The sequence below is a fragment of the Streptomyces sp. NPDC047022 genome (assembly GCF_040644155.1).
GTDB lineage: Bacteria > Actinomycetota > Actinomycetes > Streptomycetales > Streptomycetaceae > Streptomyces.
In genome coordinates, this window is sequence record NZ_JBEYVV010000001.1 from 537,569 (window position 1) to 553,925 (window position 16,357).

A 16,357-nucleotide genomic window follows, 5' to 3' on the forward strand; every position below is an offset into this window, starting at 1 on the left:
AAGTCGGCAGCTTCCGGTCGAGCTTCCTCGCTCGCCTCGTAGGCGACTTTCAGGATAGCTCTTCCGGGCCCGGATGGAACACCCCAAACAGAGATTTTTCAGATAACCCGGACATCGGGTGCGTCGACCTCCGGCGCCGGCACCGGCAGACGTCGTCCGTAATACGCCATGACCATCTGCTGAGCACCCAGAGTGACCCCGAGTCCGAGCCACAGGGCGTCGCCGTCGAAGGGCTCACGGAACGTCGCCTCCGCGATCGCGCCGAGCCCGAGTTTGACGACGACGGTGGCGACCCACAGCACCAGCGTCGTCCGGCCGCCCTTGCGGTACAGCGTCCCGTCCGCCTCCCGCCACATCGGCATGGTGCGACCGCGCAGAACCCCGGCTATCGCGGACACGACGAGCCCGGCAGCGAGGAACGCGACCCCCGCCACGGTCATACGGCCCGGACCGGGCGGAACACAGCCGCGCGCGATCAGGAGAACGACCCACAGATACGCCACCGGCCGGACCGGCCGCGCGGAGAACTGGCTCACCACGACCAAGGCGGTGATGCCGACCATTAACAGCACATCGAACGTCATCGAAGTACAGCCCCCGTAACACTGCTCGCCTCCGCCTGCACGCACGACAGTAACTCAACGGCGCTGCAGGCCACTTGGGGCAACACGCCGGCATGCTGCCGGACTTCACCAGGATCGGGTGCCGGTCCGCCGGCATGAGCACAGCTTCCTCGCGCGGGGCCCTCGCGCGACTGCCCGCGCTGCCCGCCGACGTACGAAGGGACGGCGGCGCGGGACGCGGGGCCACGGGAGACGTCTCAGCCCACGCAGCCGGTGACGGGCTGGGGGCTGAGGAGGCAGTTGGTGGGGGTGTTGCCGGTGATCACGGTCGACGTGACGGAGGTGATCGGCACCGTGACCGTGGAGACGCCGCCGGGGGCGGGGGCGCTCGGGGCGATGTTGTTGTTCACCGTGGAGCCGTTGAACGACACGGCGGCGTCGACGTTGTAGACGCCGCCGACGGACGAGCCGGTGCCGGTGACCTTGTTGCCGTCGACGTGGGAGCCGTTGATCACCACGGAGAGGATGTTGCTGATGCCGTGGAAGAAGAGGCCGCCGCCCTGGGCATAGCGGCCGGAGGCCAGGTTGCCGGTGACGTTGGTGTTGTTCTGGAGGGTCAGAAGGGAGGGCGCGATGTCCCCTGTCACCACGATGCCCCCGCCGTGTCCGCCCTGGCCGACGAGCCGGTTGCCGGTCACGTTCGTGCTGTCCAGGGTGAGGCTGCCGCCTTGCTGCTGGATACCTCCGCCGGCGTTGTCGATGTCGTTGACGACGATGAACCCGGTGACCAGGTTGCCGCTGATGGTGGAGCCGGTGATCGTCACGGGGACGCTGAGGGCCGACTCGTAGACGCCGATACCGCCGCCACCGGCGGTGCTCTGGATGACCCGGTTGTCCGAGATCGTGCTGCCGCTGATGGTGGCCGAGCCGCCGCCGGTGTTGCCGAAGTGGGAGATCCCGCCGCCGTAGCGCCGTGCCGTGTTGTGGCTGATGGTGCTGCCGGTGATGTTCAGCGGCCCGGTGCTGCTGTCCATGGAGACGGCGCCGCCGCGCACTTCGGCGCGGTTGCGGGTCAGGGTCACCGAGGTCAGGGTCACCGCGACGTCGCTTCTGCCCTCGATGCCGCCGCCCTCCTGGTCGGCGCTGTTGTCGCTGACCGTTCCGCCGGTGAGGGAGATCGTGTTCCCGACGGCGGTGTCGGTGGAGTCGATCGCGCCGCCTTCCAGGCTGCTGTGGTTCCCCTGGAAGTTCACGTCCGTGGTGATCAGGGACCCGCCGCTGGTGTTGAGGAACACGCCGCCACCGCCGGCGTCGCTGCCGTTCATGACGGTGAGGGTGTCCATGGTCAGCGACGTGCCGCCCACCTCGAAGATCCGGAAGGCGTTCGCGGCGTTCGGGTCGCGGCGGATGGTGGCGTTGTGGCCGTGGATCATCAGGGCTTGAGTGATGGTCGGCAGGGTGCCGTCGGCGTCGGTCAGCGTGTAGACGCAGTACGGCGTCAGGTCCAGGATGTGGTCGTTCAGGCCGCCGTTGGAGTCGTTGATCGCCTGGATCAACGCCAGGTCCGAGCAGCCCACGGGCGTATTCGCGTGCGCGGGAACCGCCACCGCTCCCGCGAGCAGCACTCCGGCCACCGCTGCCGTCCCGACACGCATGCTCCGCCAGGCCATCGCTCTCCTCCGCTGACACGTCCGGACCCGTCCGGTCCGCCGGCGCGGAACGGCAGCACCAAACCTAGCCAGGACGTACGGCCGTCAACGGTGACATTCCGTTACGCGTCGGACTGTCATACGGTCAGCCCACACCAGCCACACGGACGACCCCGCGAACCCTGCCCGGCGTCCGGAGGACTTCCGGAGCCGACCACTCAGTCCTCCGGCGGGAACACCGCCTCCCCGCTGTGCGCCAGCGTGATCAGGATTGCCTCGACCGGGCAGTTCTCCGCCGCCTCGAGGACCTGCTCGGCCGCGTCCGTGTCCGGCTCGACGGGGTGGGACTGGCGTGCGGAGTCGAGGCGGAAGGCGTCCTCGGCGCGGTGGACGCACTGCGCGGAGCCGATGCAGACCGAGCGGTCGACCTCGATGTGCCAGCGGTCGCCCATGCGCTACGCCTCCTCGTACCCGGCCGGCAGGTGGATCATCTTGTGCTCCAGGAACTCCCCGTACCCCTCGGGCCCGAACTCCCGCCCGAGGCCGGAGTTCTTGTAGCCGCCGAAGGGGCCCAGCATGTCGAGGCTGAAGGTGTTCACGGAGTACGTGCCGGTGCGCACCCGCCGGGCCACCTCGATTCCGCGCTCGGCGTCGGCCGTCCAGACGCTGCCGCTGAGCCCGTAGTCGGAGTCGTTCGCGATCTTCACGGCCTCGCTCTCCTCGCCGTACGGGAGCAGGCAGATGACCGGTCCGAAGATCTCCTCGCGGGCGATCCGCATGGAGTTGTCGACGTCGCCGAAGAGCGTGGGCTCCACGTACCAGCCGCGGTCCAGGCCCCGCGGGCGCCCGCCTCCGGTGAGGATCTTCGCGCCCTCCTCCTGGCCGATGCGGATGTAGTCGAGGCTGCGCTGCTGCTGGCGCCGGGCCACCAGCGGCCCGACCTGGGTCGCCGGGTCCAGCGGGTCGCCGACCACGAGGGCGCTCGCCGCGGCGGCGAAGGCCTCGGCGAACTCGTCGTAGCGCGAGCGCGGCAGCAGGATGCGGGTCTGGGCGACGCACGCCTGGCCGTTGTTCATCCAGGCCGCCGGGACGACCCCCGCGACGGTCGTGGCGACGTCCGCGTCCGGCAGCACCACGGCCGCCGACTTGCCGCCCAGCTCCAGCGTCACGCGCGTGAGGTTGCGGGACGCGACCTCCATGACGCGCCTGCCCGCCGCGACCGAGCCGGTGAAGGACACCTTGTCGATGCCGGGGTGCCCCACGAGGTACTCGCTCACCTCGCGGTCGGCGGGCAGGATCGACAGCACCCCCTCGGGCAGCCCGGCCTCGCGCGCGATCTCGCCGAGGAGATACGCGTCCAGCGGCGACTCGGGCGACGGCTTGAGTACGACGGTGCAGCCCGTCAGCAGGGCGGGCGCGAGTTTGGCGGCGGCCACGAACTGCGGCACGTTCCACGGGACGACGGCCGCCACGACGCCGACCGGTTCGCGTCGTACGAGGATCTTGCCGAGGACGCCGTCCCGCCGTTCCTCATAGGTGAAGTTCCGCGCGACCGTGATCGCCGCGTCCCACACCATCATCGCGCCGAGCGCCTGGGCGAGGACGCTCCAGGAGTAGGGGGAGCCGTTCTCGGAGGAGATCACCCGGGCGAGCTCTTCGTGGCGTACGGCGATCGCGTCCTTGATCCGGGTGACGACCGCGATCCGCTCGTCCGGCGTCATCCTCGGCCAGGGCCCCTCGTCGAAGGCGCGGCGCGCGGCGGCCACGGCCCGGTCGACGTCCTCCCGCGAGGCGTGCGGGACCCGTCCGATGACCTCCTCCGTGTGCGGTGAGACGACCTCGATGACGTCCCGGCCCAGGGGGTCGGTCAACTCCCCGCCGATGTACAGCTGTCCGTGTTCCACGAGTCCGGTCATGACCGACTGCCTCCCCAGGGAGATCTCTGACGGTTCATCAGATATCGATGAACAGATACCAGTTCCGGCCGACGGAGTCCACGGTCGGGGCATACGCCGGAACGCGGGCTGGAACGCGGGCTGGAAGGTGACCGGGGCTACCGTCATAACTTGTTCTAGTTCATAGTGGGCCGCAGGGCGAGGGCGGCGATTGGGGAAACGTGGAATCCATGGAACCCGTGGAACCCATGGCTCGGACGGCGGATCACGGCGGGGGCGTACGGTCGATCAGGGTCCCGATCCCTGACAACCCCCTCGGCCACACGCTGGTCTACGTCGTGGACACCGACCGGGGCCCGGTGCTGGTGGACACGGGCTGGGACGACCCCGGCTCCTGGGACACCCTCGCCGAGGGCCTGGCGGAGTGCGGCACCTCGCCCGCCGGGATCCTCGGTGTGGTCGTCACCCACCACCACCCCGACCACCACGGCCTGTCCGGCAAGGTCCGGGAGGCGTCCGGGGCGTGGGTCGCGATGCACGCGGCGGACAGCGCGGTCGTACGGCGCACCCGCGAGAACCGTCCCGAGCGCTGGTTCGCCTACATGGCCGCCAAGCTGGCGGCGGCCGGAGCCCCCGAGGAGCATGTCGCCCCGCTGCGCGCCGCGCGCGTCCGGAGCGGCGCGCGCGGCTTCTCCCCCGCGCTCCCCGACCGCGAGATCGTCCCGGGCGAACTCCTCGACCTCCCGGGCCGCCGGCTGCGCGCGATCTGGACCCCGGGCCACACCCCCGGCCATGTGTGCCTGCATCTGGAGGAGGAACACCCCGCCGAACTCCCCGGCCATGGCCGCCTGTTCTCCGGGGACCATCTGCTGCCCGAGATCACCCCGCACATCGGCCTGTACGAGGACCCGGACGACACCACCGTGACCGACCCGCTCGGCGACTACCTCGACTCCCTGGAGCGCGTCGGCCGCCTCGGCGTCGCGGAGGTGCTCCCGGCCCACCAGCACACGTTCACGGACGCGCCCTCCCGCGTACGGGAGCTTCTGGCGCACCACGAGGAGCGGCTGACCGGCCTCCTCACCCTCCTCAGCACACCGCTGACCCCCTGGCAGCTCGCGACGCGCATGGAGTGGAACCGCCCCTGGGAACAGATCCCCTACGGCTCCCGCCACATAGCGGTCTCGGAGGCGGAGGCCCATCTGCGCCGCCTGGTGAAACTGGGCCGCGCGGAGCCGGTGCCGGGCTCGGACCCGGTGGCGTACGTGGCGGCGTGACCCCGCCGCGTCCCGCCGCGCCCCGGCCTGCGCGGCGGATCGCACCGCGCAGGGACCGGTCGGCGTGGGATGCGGGGCTCGGGTGCCTCCTCAGCCGACGCAGCCGGTGACGGGTGCGGGGCTGAGGAGGCAGTTGGTGGGGGTGTTGCCGGTGAAGGCGGAACCGCTGGTGTTGGTGATGGCTACGGTGGTGTAGATGCCGCCGGGCGCCGGGGCGATCGGTGCGGTGTTGTTGTTCACGGTGGAGTTGGTGAGCACGGCCCAGGTGCCGCCGTTGTTGTAGATGCCTGCGGGGGCGGAGCCGGTACCGGTGACCTTGTTGGCGTCGATGTGGGAGCCGTTCACGAACACGGTCACGGCAGCGGACGTGTTGTCGGTGTGGAGGCCGCCGCCCTGGGCGTAGCGGCCGGAGACGAGGTTGCCGGTCACGGTGGTGTTGTTCTGCAGGGTAAGCGTCGACGGGCCGATCAGAGGGACCGCGGCGATGCCGCCGCCGCCGGAGCTCTCGCCGATGACCCTGTTGTTCGCGACCGTGGTGTGGTCCAGGGTGAGCTGGCCGTCCACGTGTTTGATGCCGCCGCCTCTCCTGGCGTCATCGCTGGTGCCCGTGTTCGTTGTGACGGTGTTGCCGCTGATGGTGGAGTCCATGATGGTGACGACGCCGGAACCGTTGTCGATCCCGCCTCCGCCCTCGTTGCTGTTGGCGACCCGGTTGCTGATGATCCTGCTGCCCGTCACGGTCAGCGGGGTGTTGTCGGTGATGAAGAGCCCTCCGCCGCCCGTGAGCGCGGTGTTGTTGCTGATGGTGCTGTTGGTGATGGTGGAGGGCTGGCTGGTGTCGAGATACAGGGCGGCGCCGTGGCCCTCCGTAGCGAGGTTGCGGGACATGGTGACCGAGTCCAGCGTGATCGCGGTTGCGCCCGTGTTGTCGATGCCGCCGCCTCCGCTCGCGGAGCGGTTGTCGGTGATGGTTCCGCGGGTGAGGGAGAGGGTCGTGCTCGCGCCGACCTCGATCGCGCCGCCGAAGCCATTGGCCGTGTTGCCCTGGAAGTTGACGTCGGTGCCGGTGAGGGATCCTCCGTTGGTGTTCAGGAGCACCCCGCCGCCGAAACTGTCGTGGCCGTTCATGACGGTGAGGGTGTCCATGGTCAGTGAAGTGCCGCCGACCTCGAAGATCCGGAAGTCGGTGCCGGCGTTGGGGTCGCGGCGGATGGTGGCGTTGTGGCCGTGGATCGTCAGCGCCTGCGTGATCACCGGCAGGGTGCCGTCGGCGTCGGTCAGCGTGTACACGCAGTACGACGTCAGGTCCAGAATGTGATCGTTCGCGCCGCTGTTGGAGTCGTTGATCGCCTGGATCAACGCCAGGTCCGAGCAGCCCACGGGCGTATTCGCGTGCGCGGGAACCGCCACCGCTCCCGCGAGCAGCACTCCGGCCGCCACTCCGAGCCCCACAGTTCGTCGGCCCATGCGCTGTCCTCCGCTGACTCATCGCGCTCACCCGGTCCGCCGATGCGGAACGGCAGCACCCAAACTAAACAGGACATAAAGGCACCAAAGCTGACATGCCGTCATGGATATCGGTAGCCATACGATCGGCCGCGCTTGCCGGGTACGGCTCCGCCATCACACGCCTCCGCCATGACGCCGTCCTCCGCCTTGCGGCGCTCCCCCGGCCACCGCTGGGAGATGCCCCCTTCACCACACCCCGCCCCCTGATCCGGCGTGATCCAGACCGACGGCCCAGGGCCGGCGTGACCCACGCCCTCGGAAGCCCTTCTTACCTGCCGGTAGAGTGGCCCGGTCGTCATCACACCCGTACGGGGGGAAGCCGGTGCGAACCCGGCGCTGACCCGCAACCGTGAGCTGCCCCAGGGCGGTGAGCCGGAATGCCCCGCGCGGTACGTGACCGGCTCACGCGTACCGGCAAGCCTGCCGGTACACGGCACCGTCGAGGTCTACGGAGCCGAGCCGCCCGGTGTCCCCGCGCTGCCCGGCTCCCCCGCAGGGAGAGGCATCCGCCGATCATGAATGTCCGCCGCAGCGCTGTGGCGCTGGCCGCCGCCTTCACCGTGTTCGGCGCAGCCGCACCCGCCGTCGCCGGCCCCGCGCCGTCCGCGTCGCCCTCCGTGGCGATACCCGACGGCCTGTACGGCACCGCCGACCCCACCTATGACGGTGTCTGGCGCCAGTCGGTGGCCCTCCTCGCGCAGCACACCGTCGGTGAGCGGCCCGCCGCGAGCGCCGTGAACTGGCTCACGGTTCAGCAGTGCGCGAGCGGGGCATTCCCCGCGTTCCGCGCGGACGCCTCCAAGGCGTGCGACGCCAAGGTCATGGTGGACACCAACAGCACGGGCATCGCCGTCCAGGCCCTCGCGGCGCTCGGCGGCCACGACTCCGCCACCGGCAAGGCCGTCGCCTGGCTGAAGTCCGCCCAGAACAAGGACGGCGGCTGGGGATTCGCCCCGGGCACGCCCAGCGACACCAACTCGACGGGCGTCGTGATCGGCGCGCTCGCCGCCGTCGGCGAGAACCCCGCGACGACCGTCAAGGGCGGCGCGTCGCCGTACGACCTGCTGGCGAAGTACTCGCTGCCCTGCGACAAGGACGGCGGCGCGCTCGCCTACCAGCCCGACAAGAGCGGCAAGACGGCGCCCAACGCGGACGCGACGGCGGCCGGAGTGCTGGGGGCCCTCGGCAAGGGGGCCGTGGTGACGGCCGGCAAGGCGCCGGAGCAGGGCGGCGCCTGCGCCGCCGCCTCCGGCAAGGCGCTCACGCCCCAGGAGATCGCACGCAACGGCGCCGCCTACCTGGCGAACGCCACGGCCAAGACCGGCCACCTGACGTCGGCGATGCCCGGCGCCAAGCCCCAGCCCGACTACGGCAACACCGTCGACACGGTGGTGTCGCTCGCCGCGCAGGGCGACATGCAGGCCGCGCAGAAGCCCTACGCGTGGCTCGAGAAGAACTCCGCGGCCTGGGCCAAGGGGTCCGGACCGAGCGCGTACGCCGCTCTCGTCCTGGCCGCGCACGCGATGGGCGCCGACCTGCACCACTTCGGCGGCACGGACCTGGTCACCGCGCTGAACGCGACGGGTCCCGCCCCAGGGGCCGCCGAGCACAGCGAGACCGGGAAGAGCGCGAAGAGCGAGAAGTCCGGCTCGAGTTCCACGACCGCCCTGTGGTGGATCGTCGGCGTCGGCCTCGTCGCCGGTGTCGGCATCGGCTTCCTGATCTCCGCCCGCCGGAAGCGCACCCCGTGATCCGCCGTGCCCTGACCGCCCTCGTCCTGCTCCTGGCACCGGCCCTGCTGGTGCTCCTGGGCGGGGGCCCGGCGCAGGCCACCGGCTACCGCTACTGGTCCTTCTGGGAACGTGACGGCGGCCACTGGACGTACGCCACCGAGGGCCCCTCGACGGCCCGCCCGGACGACGGGGATGTGCAGGGCTTCCGGTTCGCCGTCAGCGTGGACTCCCAGGACGCCACGAAGCCGCGCGGCACCGCCGACTTCGCCGCCGTCTGCGCCAGGACGCCCGCGCGGGGCGGCGAGAAGCGCCTCGCTCTGGTCCTGGACTTCGGTACGGCGGCGGACGCGCCCTCCGGCGAGACCCCGCCCGCCCCCCGCACGGCCTGCGCCCGCGTCCCCGAGGACGCGACGACGGCGGACGCCCTGGCCGCGGTGGCGAAGCCGCTGCGCTACGACATGAACGCGCTGCTGTGCGCGATAGCGGGCTATCCGGAGAAGGGCTGCGGGGAACAGGTCGCCGGGAAGACGTCCAAGGAGCCTTCGGCCGCACCCACGGCGACAGCCGCGCACACGACCGGCCACGGCCCGTCCGTCGGCGTCTACGCGGGCGTCGGCGCGGTGGCCGTGCTCGGGGCGGCAGCGGTCTGGCAGGCCCGCCGCCGCAAGGGCTGACCATGGCAAGGGTCCCCCGCGGCGCCGCCCTGCCCCCCGCCGCCTGGTGGCTGTGGGCCCTGGGGCTTGCCGTCGCGGCCACCCGCACCACCAACCCCCTGGTGCTGGCGCTCCTCGTCGCCGTGTCCGCGTACGTCGTCGCGGCGCGCCGCACCTCGGCCCCCTGGTCCCGCTCCTATGCGGCGTTCGTCAGGCTCGGGCTCGCCGTCCTCGTCATCCGGCTCTTCTTCGCCGTGGCCCTCGGCTCGCCGATCCCCGGCACCCACACGCTTCTCACCCTCCCCGAGGTGCCCCTGCCGCACTGGGCGCAGGGCATCCGCATCGGCGGCCGGATCTCCGCCGAGGCCCTCCTCTTCGCCCTGTACGACGGTCTGAAGCTGGCCACGCTGCTGATCTGCGTCGGCGCCGCGAACGCCCTGGCAAATCCGGTGCGGTTGCTCAAGTCGCTCCCGGGCGCCCTGTACGAGGTGGGTGTCGCGGTCGTCGTCGCGCTCACCTTCGCGCCGCATCTGGTCGCCGACGTACGACGGCTGCGCGCCGCGCGCCGGCTGCGCGGGCGGCCCGACCGGGGGCTTTCCGGTCTGCTCCAGGTCGGTCTGCCCGTCCTGGAGGGCGCGCTGGAACGCTCGGTCGCCCTCGCCGCCTCGATGGACGCCCGTGGCTTCGGCCGGACCGCCGACGTACCGCCCGCCGTCCGCCGTACGACCGCCGCGCTCACGCTGGGCGGTCTGCTCGGCGTGTGCGCGGGAACGTACGGACTGCTGACGGCGGAAGGGGGCACCTACGGTCTGCCCGTCCTGCTCGCGGGCCTGGCCGCCGCCCTCGCGGGGCTGCGGCTCGGCGGCAGGCGCTCGCCGCGTACGCGCTACCGTCCGGACGTGTGGGGCTTGCGGGCCTGGGTCACCGCCGGTTCCGGGATCGCGACGGCGGCGCTGCTGGCCCTCGCCGCCGCCCGGGACCCGGCCGCCCTGCACCCCGGAGTCGTACCCCTGACGGCCCCGACGCTGCCCCTGCTGCCCGCCGCGGCGGTCCTGCTCGGCCTGCTCCCCGCGTTCATCGCCCCTGCGCCCGCATCTGAGGAACCCTCGTGATCCGCTTCGAGAACGTCTCCGTGACCTACGACGGCGCCACCGAACCAGCCGTGCGGAACATCGACTTCACGGTCCCGGAAGGCGAACTGGTGCTCCTCGTCGGCCCGTCCGGGGCCGGCAAGTCGACGGTGCTCGGCGCGGTCAGCGGACTGGTCCCGCACTTCACCGGCGGTGTGCTGCGCGGCCGGGTCACGGTCGCGGGACGCGACACCCGTACGCACAAGCCGCGCGAACTCGCGGACGTGGTTGGCACGGTGGGCCAGGATCCGCTCGCGCACTTCGTGACGGACACGGTGGAGGACGAACTCGCCTACGGCATGGAGTCGTTGGGCCTCGCCCCGGACGTGATGCGGCGCAGGGTGGAGGAGACCCTGGACCTGCTCGGCCTCGCCGACCTGCGCAACCGCCCCATCGCCACCCTCTCCGGCGGGCAGCGGCAGCGGGTCGCGATCGGCTCGGTGCTCACCCCGCACCCGAAGGTGCTGGTCCTCGACGAGCCCACGTCCGCGCTCGACCCGGCGGCGGCCGAGGAGGTCCTCGCGGTGCTCCAGCGCCTGGTGCACGACCTCGGGACGACGGTCCTGATGGCCGAGCACCGGCTGGAGCGGGTCGTGCAGTACGCCGACCAGGTCGCCCTGATCCCGGGTCGCGGGGCCGCGCCGGTCCTGGGCACCCCGGCGGAGGTGATGGCGGTGTCCCCCGTGTATCCGCCTGTGGTGGACCTGGGCCGGCTGGCGGACTGGTCCCCGCTGCCGCTGACGGTCCGCGACGCCCGCCGCCGCTCGGGAGATCTGCGTGAACGGCTCGCCGACCGCGTGCCCGCGCCCCGTGTGCCCACGGACGCCCCGGCCCCTGAGACGCCCCCGGCCTCACGCCGTCTGCTGCGCCGCCGTACCGCTGAGGCGCCCTCGACCGGCGCAGCCGCCGCCGTCACCTCCCTCGCCGTCCACCACGGCCACGTCCAAGCCCTGCGCCATGTGGACTTCACGGTGACTCCCGGTGAGACGGTGGCCCTCATGGGCCGCAACGGCGCCGGAAAGTCCACGCTCCTGTCCGCGCTCGTCGGACTCGTCGAACCCGCGCACGGCAGCGCCCGGGTGGGCGGCGCGGTCCCGCACCGGACGGCTCCCCGGGAACTGGTGCGCCGTGTGGGCCTGGTCCCCCAGGAGCCGCGCGACCTGCTGTACGCCGACACGGTGGCCGCCGAGTGCGCGGCGGCGGACCAGGACGCGGGCGCCGCACCCGGAAGGTGCCGCGCCCTCGTCTCCGAGCTGCTGCCGGACGTCGCGGACGACACTCACCCGAGGGATCTGTCGGAGGGCCAGCGGCTGGCGCTCGCCCTCGCCGTCGTACTCACGGCACGCCCCGGCCTGCTGCTCCTGGACGAGCCGACGCGCGGCCTCGACTACGCGGCGAAGGCCCGCCTGGTCACCATCCTGCGCGAGCTGGCCGCCGAGGGGCACGCCATCGTGCTGGCCACCCACGATGTGGAACTGGCCGCCGAACTCGCCCACCGCGTGGTGATCCTCGCCGAGGGCGAGGTGGTCGCCGACGGTCCCGCCGCCGAGGTGGTCGTGGCCTCCCCGTCCTTCGCACCGCAGGTGACGAAGATCCTGGCCCCGCAGGAGTGGCTCACGGTGTCCCAGGTCCGGGAGGCACTGTCGCGATGACCCCCCAAGCCCGCCCCGTACGCCTGGGTACCCGCTCCACAGCCGCCCTGCTCCTGGTCAGCGCGGTCGGCGTCGTGGGCTTCGCCTGGCCCCTGTTCGCCGACCCGGACTCGGCGCTGGGCGCGCACACGCAGGACGCCCCCTGGCTCTTCACCGGCCTGCTGATCCTCCTCGTGGCCGTCGTCGCGGCGACGATCTCCGAATCGGGGCTGGGCCCGAAGGCGGTGGCCATGCTGGGCGTCCTGGCCGCGACCGGCGCCGCTCTGCGCCCCGTCGGAGCCGGGACCGCCGGGATCGAGCCGATGTTCTTCCTGATGGTGCTGAGCGGACGGGTACTCGGGCCGGGCTTCGGCTTCGTCCTCGGCAACGTGACGATGTTCGCGTCGGCGCTGCTGACGGGCGGGGTGGGCCCGTGGATGCCGTTCCAGATGCTGGCCATGGGCTGGTTCACGCTCGGGGCAGGACTTCTCCCGGGCCGGAACGGCCCCCGAGGCCGGTGGGAGGTGGCGATGCTCGCGGTGTACGGCTTCCTGGCGTCGTTCGCGTACGGCACGGTGATGAACCTGGTCGGCTGGCCCTACATGGGCGCGCTCGCCTCGGGCATCGCCTTCGATCCGCACGCCCACCTGGCCACCAACCTCACCCGCTTCCTCGCCTTCTGCCTGGCCACCTCACTGGGCTGGGACCTGGGCCGAGCCGTCGTCACCCTTCTTCTGACGGCCGTCCTGGGCCCGGCAGTCCTCAGGGCCCTGCGCCGGGCGACCCGCCGCGCGGCCTTCGAGAGCCCCGTCGACTTCGAACCCCAGCCGTAGCCGGCCTCAACGCGGACACCCGGTGGCGATGACGGGGAACCGCTGTCCGCGCCGCCGGTCGCGGTGGGTTCAGTTGGAACAGGTGGCGACGGGCATGGGGCTGCGCAGGCAGTTGGTCGGGGTGTTCCCGGTGATCGTGGTCCCGGAGACGCTGGAGATCGGCACGAGGACCGTGGAGACGCCGCCGGGCGCGGGCGCCGCCGGGGCGATGTTGTTGTCGACGCTGGAGTTGGCGAGCGACACGAAGGCGTTGGTGTTGTAGAGCCCGCCCGCGACGGAACCGGTGCCGGTGACCTTGTTGCCGTCGATCTGGGAGCCGCTCACCAACAGGGTCGCGCTGGTTTCGTCGTTGTCACTGAAGACGCCACCGCCCTGGGAGTACTGACCGGAGGCCAGGTTGCCGGTGACGGTGGTGCCGTTCTGGAGGATCAGCGTGCCCGCCGAGTCGAAGCCGTTCACCGCGATCCCCGCGCCCTGTCCGTTCTGACCGACGATCCGGTTGCCGGCCACGCGCGTGTTGCTCACGGTGAGGATTCCACCGCTCTGGTGAATGCCTGCGCCCTGTTTGGAGTCGGTGTCCCCGTTGAACCCCACGATGGAATTGCCGCTGATGGTGGAGTCGGTGATGGTGAGGACGGTGCCGGCGTCGTCCTCCCTGAACCGGACGCCGCCCCCACCCGTGCCGCCGTTCTGCACATGGTTGTTCGTGATCGTGCTGCCGGTGATGGTGACCGAGGAACCGGCGACACCCTGGTGATTGACTCCGCCTCCACCGCCGGCGAAGGCGGGGTTCACGGTGTTGTTGGTGATGATGCAGTCTTTGATGATCAGCGCGCCGCTGCTGTTCTCCGTCCGGACTGCTCCGCCCGAGCTGGAGCGGTTGCGTGTCATGGTGACCGAGTCCAGGGTCACGTCGGCGTCGTTGTTGGCCATGACACCGCCGCCCAGACCGGTGATGGAGCTGTTGTCGCTGACCGTGCCGCCCTTGAGGGAGATCGAGGCCCCGGTGGCGGCGGAGGCGAGAATCGCGCCGCCGTCCCCGCTCCCGGCCGAGTTGCCCTGGAAGTTCACGTTCGTGGTGACCAGATGCACGTCGTCGTCGGGGAGGAGCACCCCGCCACCGCCGGTGGGGTCGTTGCCGTTCATCACCGTCAGGGTGTCCATCGTCAGCGTGTCGGGGCCGCTGATCGAGTTGGCGCTGACCGTGAAGATCCGGAAGGCGAGAGTGGCGGCGGGATCGCGGCGGATCGTGGCGTTGTGGCCGTGGATCGTCAGGGGCTGGGTGATGGAGGGGAGGGAGCCGTCGCCATCGGTCAGGGTGTAGACGCAGTACGGCGTCAGGTCCAGCGTGTCGCCGCCCGGGATCCCGTTGGAGGCGTTGATCGCGCCGACCAGGGCAGCCGTCGAGCATCCCACAGCCGTCACCGCGTGCGCGGGGGCCGTCGCCAGCCCCGCCAGCAGCACCCCCGCGGCCGCGGCCGACCCGATGTGCACGTTTCGCCGGTTCATCGTCGTACTCCTCGTTCTCGACGTTCGGTCGACGCAGGTGAGGACAGCCATGAGCTGCGCAGACAGTCGGTCGATGTGGGCGGCACCGAGACGTTGTCGTTGCCGACGCCGGAGGAGTTGCCGGGCGACACCGTGGCGTCCAGGTCGGCGTCACCACCCCCCGCACCGGCCTTCGTCCAGCCCATCGCCCCGCTCTCGCCTGCCTGAAAGATCAGCACATGCTGTCCGGAACCCACGCCAACCACGCGATCCGACACACCACCCCTCGGCCCGGGTCACACCTTTCGCCCCATTTCGTCACCTCTCCGCACCCGGACGATCGACCCTCGGTGACACAAGCCGTGACGACCCCCATATGACCCGTGTCACTTACGAGGGGGCGTCGTAGGCCCGCCCCCCGGCGGGCAGGGCCCGGACCCCGGGCGGCCGCGACACCTACGAGCACGCTTAGCAAAATGGGGGCATTGCGGACATTCCCTCCGTCCTGCTTCTCTTGTGGACGTCGCCGGGTGCCGACGAAGCCCACAGGGGCCGAGGCACCATCGCAGACCTCTCCCACGGACCACGTGTCCCGTGGATCCGGTGTGCCGACGACGTCCTTGTCCCCGACGAAAGAGTCCTACGTGTCCGTCTCCTTCATCCGCCGCATCGCTTCCCCGAAGAAGGCCCTCGTCACCGCCGCCGTGGTCGCCGCCACGACCGGCGTGGCCCTCAGCTCGGGTACCGCCATGGCCGCCACCCCCAACTCGGCGACCAACGCCCAGGCGATCGCGCACCAGATGATCCCGGACGCCGCGCAGTACGACGCGTTCAACAAGATCGTCTCCCATGAGAGCGGCTGGAACATGCACGCCACCAACGCCTCCTCCGGTGCCTACGGCCTGGTCCAGGCGCTGCCCGGCTCGAAGATGGCTTCCGCCGGCGCCGACTGGAAGACGAACCCGGCCACCCAGATCAAGTGGGGCCTGAACTACATGAACTCCCGCTACGGCAGCCCCGTCGCCGCGTGGAACTTCTGGTCCACCCACCACTGGTACTGAGCCGACCGGTCCGGCCGACACGCCTGACCCACGCGACTGCGCAGGGCGGCGACTCCCCACGAGGGAGTCGCCGCCTTCGGCGTTTCCGGACCCGCCCCGGAGTTCCCCATGGTCCACTTGACCGCCATGACGACGGAGACGACCGACGCGCAGGGCGACCGCGGTCCCGGGGCGCGCGGGCTGCGCCTGGTACCGGCGCTCCTGCTGATCACCGTGGTCAGCGGACTCATCGACGCGGCGAGCTATCTCGGCCTCGGGCACGTCTTCACGGCGAACATGACGGGCAACGTGGTGGTGCTCGGCTTCGCCGCCGCCGGAGCGCCCGGCTTCTCCACGTCCCACTCGGCGACGTCCCTGGGAGCGTTCCTGGTCGGAGCCGTGGCGGGCGGGCGCGCGGAGAGGCACTTCAGCAAGCGGTCACGGCGCGCCCTGGCGCGGAACGCCTTCGCGGTGGAGACCGTGCTGGTGGGCATCGCGGCGGCGGTCGCCCACGTCGCACCGGGCGGCACCGGCACGGTGTACGCCGTGATCGTGCTCACGGCATTCGCGATGGGCATGCGCAACGCGACGGTACGCATGCTGAAGGTGACCGACCTGTCCACGACGACCGTCCTCACCACCACGCTCACCAAACTCGCCGCCGACTCACGCGCCGGAAGCGGCACGGGCGGTCGCTCCCTGCGCCGCGCCTCCTCCGCGCTCTCACTTCTCGCGGGCGCCCTGCTCGGCGGCTGGCTGATGCTTCACGTGGGCCTGCCCGCCGCCCTGCTGGCCGCGTCGTTCACGACGGCGGTCCTGGCCGTGACGGTCTCGGGCGAGGAGTGAGGCATTGCGACATCACCCGGGTTGCTTCGCGAGCGAGTTGCCGCCTTCCAGGTGATGCCTCCTCGCCCGAGCGGGTGGAATTCCCGGCCAAGCACCCCGCGGGGCCGGGC

The 16,357-nt window shown here is 71.4% G+C and carries 15 protein-coding genes and 1 riboswitch; of the genes, 8 read left to right on the plus strand and 7 right to left on the minus strand.

The annotated features are described in order from the left end of the window. Positions 1 to 98 precede the first annotated feature (98 nt). From ABZ845_RS02415 to ABZ845_RS02430, 4 genes are all read right to left on the minus strand, one after another. The gene (locus ABZ845_RS02415; RefSeq protein WP_360972028.1) at positions 99 to 584 is read right to left on the minus strand and encodes a hypothetical protein; all 486 of its coding nucleotides are present in this window, start codon (positions 582 to 584) and stop codon (positions 99 to 101) included. A gap of 236 nt (positions 585 to 820) precedes the next feature. Beyond that, positions 821 to 2,233 carry a hypothetical protein gene (locus tag ABZ845_RS02420; protein ID WP_360972030.1) on the minus strand — a complete coding sequence of 471 codons (1,413 nt, stop codon included), beginning with the start codon at positions 2,231 to 2,233 and terminating at the stop codon, positions 821 to 823. A gap of 197 nt (positions 2,234 to 2,430) precedes the next feature. Beyond that, positions 2,431 to 2,664, minus strand: coding sequence for a ferredoxin (locus ABZ845_RS02425; RefSeq protein WP_360972032.1), 234 nt, complete (start codon positions 2,662 to 2,664; stop codon positions 2,431 to 2,433). A 3-nt stretch (positions 2,665 to 2,667) separates the two neighbouring features. After that, positions 2,668 to 4,128 (minus strand): aldehyde dehydrogenase, encoded by a 1,461-nt coding sequence (locus tag ABZ845_RS02430; RefSeq protein ID WP_360972034.1) that lies wholly within the window; start codon positions 4,126 to 4,128, stop codon positions 2,668 to 2,670. 227 nt (positions 4,129 to 4,355) lie between these two features. On the opposite strand from ABZ845_RS02430, the gene ABZ845_RS02435 reads away from it, so the two are divergent. Continuing rightward, the gene (locus tag ABZ845_RS02435; RefSeq protein WP_360972448.1) at positions 4,356 to 5,384 is read left to right on the plus strand and encodes an MBL fold metallo-hydrolase; all 1,029 of its coding nucleotides are present in this window, start codon (positions 4,356 to 4,358) and stop codon (positions 5,382 to 5,384) included. 90 nt (positions 5,385 to 5,474) lie between these two features. Here the strand turns inward: ABZ845_RS02435 and ABZ845_RS02440 are convergent, their stop codons facing one another. After that, positions 5,475 to 6,851 (minus strand): hypothetical protein, encoded by a 1,377-nt coding sequence (locus ABZ845_RS02440; protein ID WP_360972036.1) that lies wholly within the window; start codon positions 6,849 to 6,851, stop codon positions 5,475 to 5,477. A gap of 354 nt (positions 6,852 to 7,205) precedes the next feature. Beyond that, positions 7,206 to 7,276, plus strand: a riboswitch (cobalamin riboswitch). A 132-nt stretch (positions 7,277 to 7,408) separates the two neighbouring features. Between ABZ845_RS02440 and ABZ845_RS02445 the strand changes: the two genes are divergently transcribed. Genes ABZ845_RS02445 through ABZ845_RS02465 form a run of 5 tightly spaced genes read left to right on the plus strand, consistent with a single transcriptional unit; the run spans position 7,409 to position 12,873 of the window. Then, entirely contained in the window at positions 7,409 to 8,644 is a 1,236-nt protein-coding gene (locus tag ABZ845_RS02445) for a prenyltransferase/squalene oxidase repeat-containing protein (RefSeq protein WP_360972038.1), read from the plus strand. Continuing rightward, on the plus strand, positions 8,641 to 9,300 hold the full coding sequence (locus ABZ845_RS02450) for an SCO2322 family protein (protein WP_360972040.1): 660 nt from the start codon (positions 8,641 to 8,643) through the stop codon (positions 9,298 to 9,300). Before ABZ845_RS02445 ends, ABZ845_RS02450 begins: the two co-directional genes overlap by 4 nt. 2 nt (positions 9,301 to 9,302) lie before the next feature. Then, on the plus strand, positions 9,303 to 10,391 hold the full coding sequence (locus ABZ845_RS02455; protein ID WP_360972042.1) for a CbiQ family ECF transporter T component: 1,089 nt from the start codon (positions 9,303 to 9,305) through the stop codon (positions 10,389 to 10,391). Further along, on the plus strand, positions 10,388 to 12,061 hold the full coding sequence (locus tag ABZ845_RS02460) for an ATP-binding cassette domain-containing protein (protein ID WP_360972044.1): 1,674 nt from the start codon (positions 10,388 to 10,390) through the stop codon (positions 12,059 to 12,061). The genes ABZ845_RS02455 and ABZ845_RS02460 overlap by 4 nt, the downstream gene beginning before the upstream one ends. Further along, the gene (locus ABZ845_RS02465; protein ID WP_360972046.1) at positions 12,058 to 12,873 is read left to right on the plus strand and encodes an ECF transporter S component; all 816 of its coding nucleotides are present in this window, start codon (positions 12,058 to 12,060) and stop codon (positions 12,871 to 12,873) included. Before ABZ845_RS02460 ends, ABZ845_RS02465 begins: the two co-directional genes overlap by 4 nt. Positions 12,874 to 12,942: 69 nt before the next feature. Here ABZ845_RS02465 and ABZ845_RS02470 read toward each other — a convergent pair whose 3' ends face one another. Next, positions 12,943 to 14,382: a hypothetical protein gene (locus ABZ845_RS02470; RefSeq protein ID WP_360972048.1), complete on the minus strand. Its 1,440-nt coding sequence runs from the start codon at positions 14,380 to 14,382 to the stop codon at positions 12,943 to 12,945. Continuing rightward, positions 14,379 to 14,618 (minus strand): hypothetical protein, encoded by a 240-nt coding sequence (locus ABZ845_RS02475; protein ID WP_360972050.1) that lies wholly within the window; start codon positions 14,616 to 14,618, stop codon positions 14,379 to 14,381. Before ABZ845_RS02475 ends, ABZ845_RS02470 begins: the two co-directional genes overlap by 4 nt. Positions 14,619 to 15,005: 387 nt before the next feature. Here ABZ845_RS02475 and ABZ845_RS02480 point away from each other — a divergent pair, with 387 nt between their 5' ends. Continuing rightward, positions 15,006 to 15,422 (plus strand): transglycosylase SLT domain-containing protein, encoded by a 417-nt coding sequence (locus ABZ845_RS02480; RefSeq protein ID WP_360972052.1) that lies wholly within the window; start codon positions 15,006 to 15,008, stop codon positions 15,420 to 15,422. 126 nt (positions 15,423 to 15,548) lie between these two features. After that, complete coding sequence (locus tag ABZ845_RS02485; protein WP_360972054.1) at positions 15,549 to 16,247, plus strand: YoaK family protein; 699 nt, start codon at positions 15,549 to 15,551, stop codon at positions 16,245 to 16,247. The last annotated feature ends 110 nt before the right edge of the window (positions 16,248 to 16,357 follow it).

What these genes read in the sequence shown, in the direction of transcription:
- ABZ845_RS02445 (WP_360972038.1), top strand. Translation starts at nt 7,409, where the DNA reads ATGAATGTCCGCCGCAGCGCTGTGGCGCTGGCCGCCGCCTTCACCGTG.
- ABZ845_RS02455 (WP_360972042.1), top strand. Translation starts at nt 9,303, where the DNA reads ATGGCAAGGGTCCCCCGCGGCGCCGCCCTGCCCCCCGCCGCCTGGTGG.
- ABZ845_RS02470 (WP_360972048.1), bottom strand. Translation starts at nt 14,382, where the DNA reads ATGAACCGGCGAAACGTGCACATCGGGTCGGCCGCGGCCGCGGGGGTG.
- ABZ845_RS02425 (WP_360972032.1), bottom strand. Translation starts at nt 2,664, where the DNA reads ATGGGCGACCGCTGGCACATCGAGGTCGACCGCTCGGTCTGCATCGGC.
- ABZ845_RS02415 (WP_360972028.1), bottom strand. Translation starts at nt 584, where the DNA reads ATGACGTTCGATGTGCTGTTAATGGTCGGCATCACCGCCTTGGTCGTG.
- ABZ845_RS02440 (WP_360972036.1), bottom strand. Translation starts at nt 6,851, where the DNA reads ATGGGCCGACGAACTGTGGGGCTCGGAGTGGCGGCCGGAGTGCTGCTC.
- ABZ845_RS02465 (WP_360972046.1), top strand. Translation starts at nt 12,058, where the DNA reads ATGACCCCCCAAGCCCGCCCCGTACGCCTGGGTACCCGCTCCACAGCC.
- ABZ845_RS02485 (WP_360972054.1), top strand. Translation starts at nt 15,549, where the DNA reads ATGACGACGGAGACGACCGACGCGCAGGGCGACCGCGGTCCCGGGGCG.
- ABZ845_RS02430 (WP_360972034.1), bottom strand. Translation starts at nt 4,128, where the DNA reads ATGACCGGACTCGTGGAACACGGACAGCTGTACATCGGCGGGGAGTTG.
- ABZ845_RS02420 (WP_360972030.1), bottom strand. Translation starts at nt 2,233, where the DNA reads ATGGCCTGGCGGAGCATGCGTGTCGGGACGGCAGCGGTGGCCGGAGTG.
- ABZ845_RS02435 (WP_360972448.1), top strand. Translation starts at nt 4,356, where the DNA reads ATGGCTCGGACGGCGGATCACGGCGGGGGCGTACGGTCGATCAGGGTC.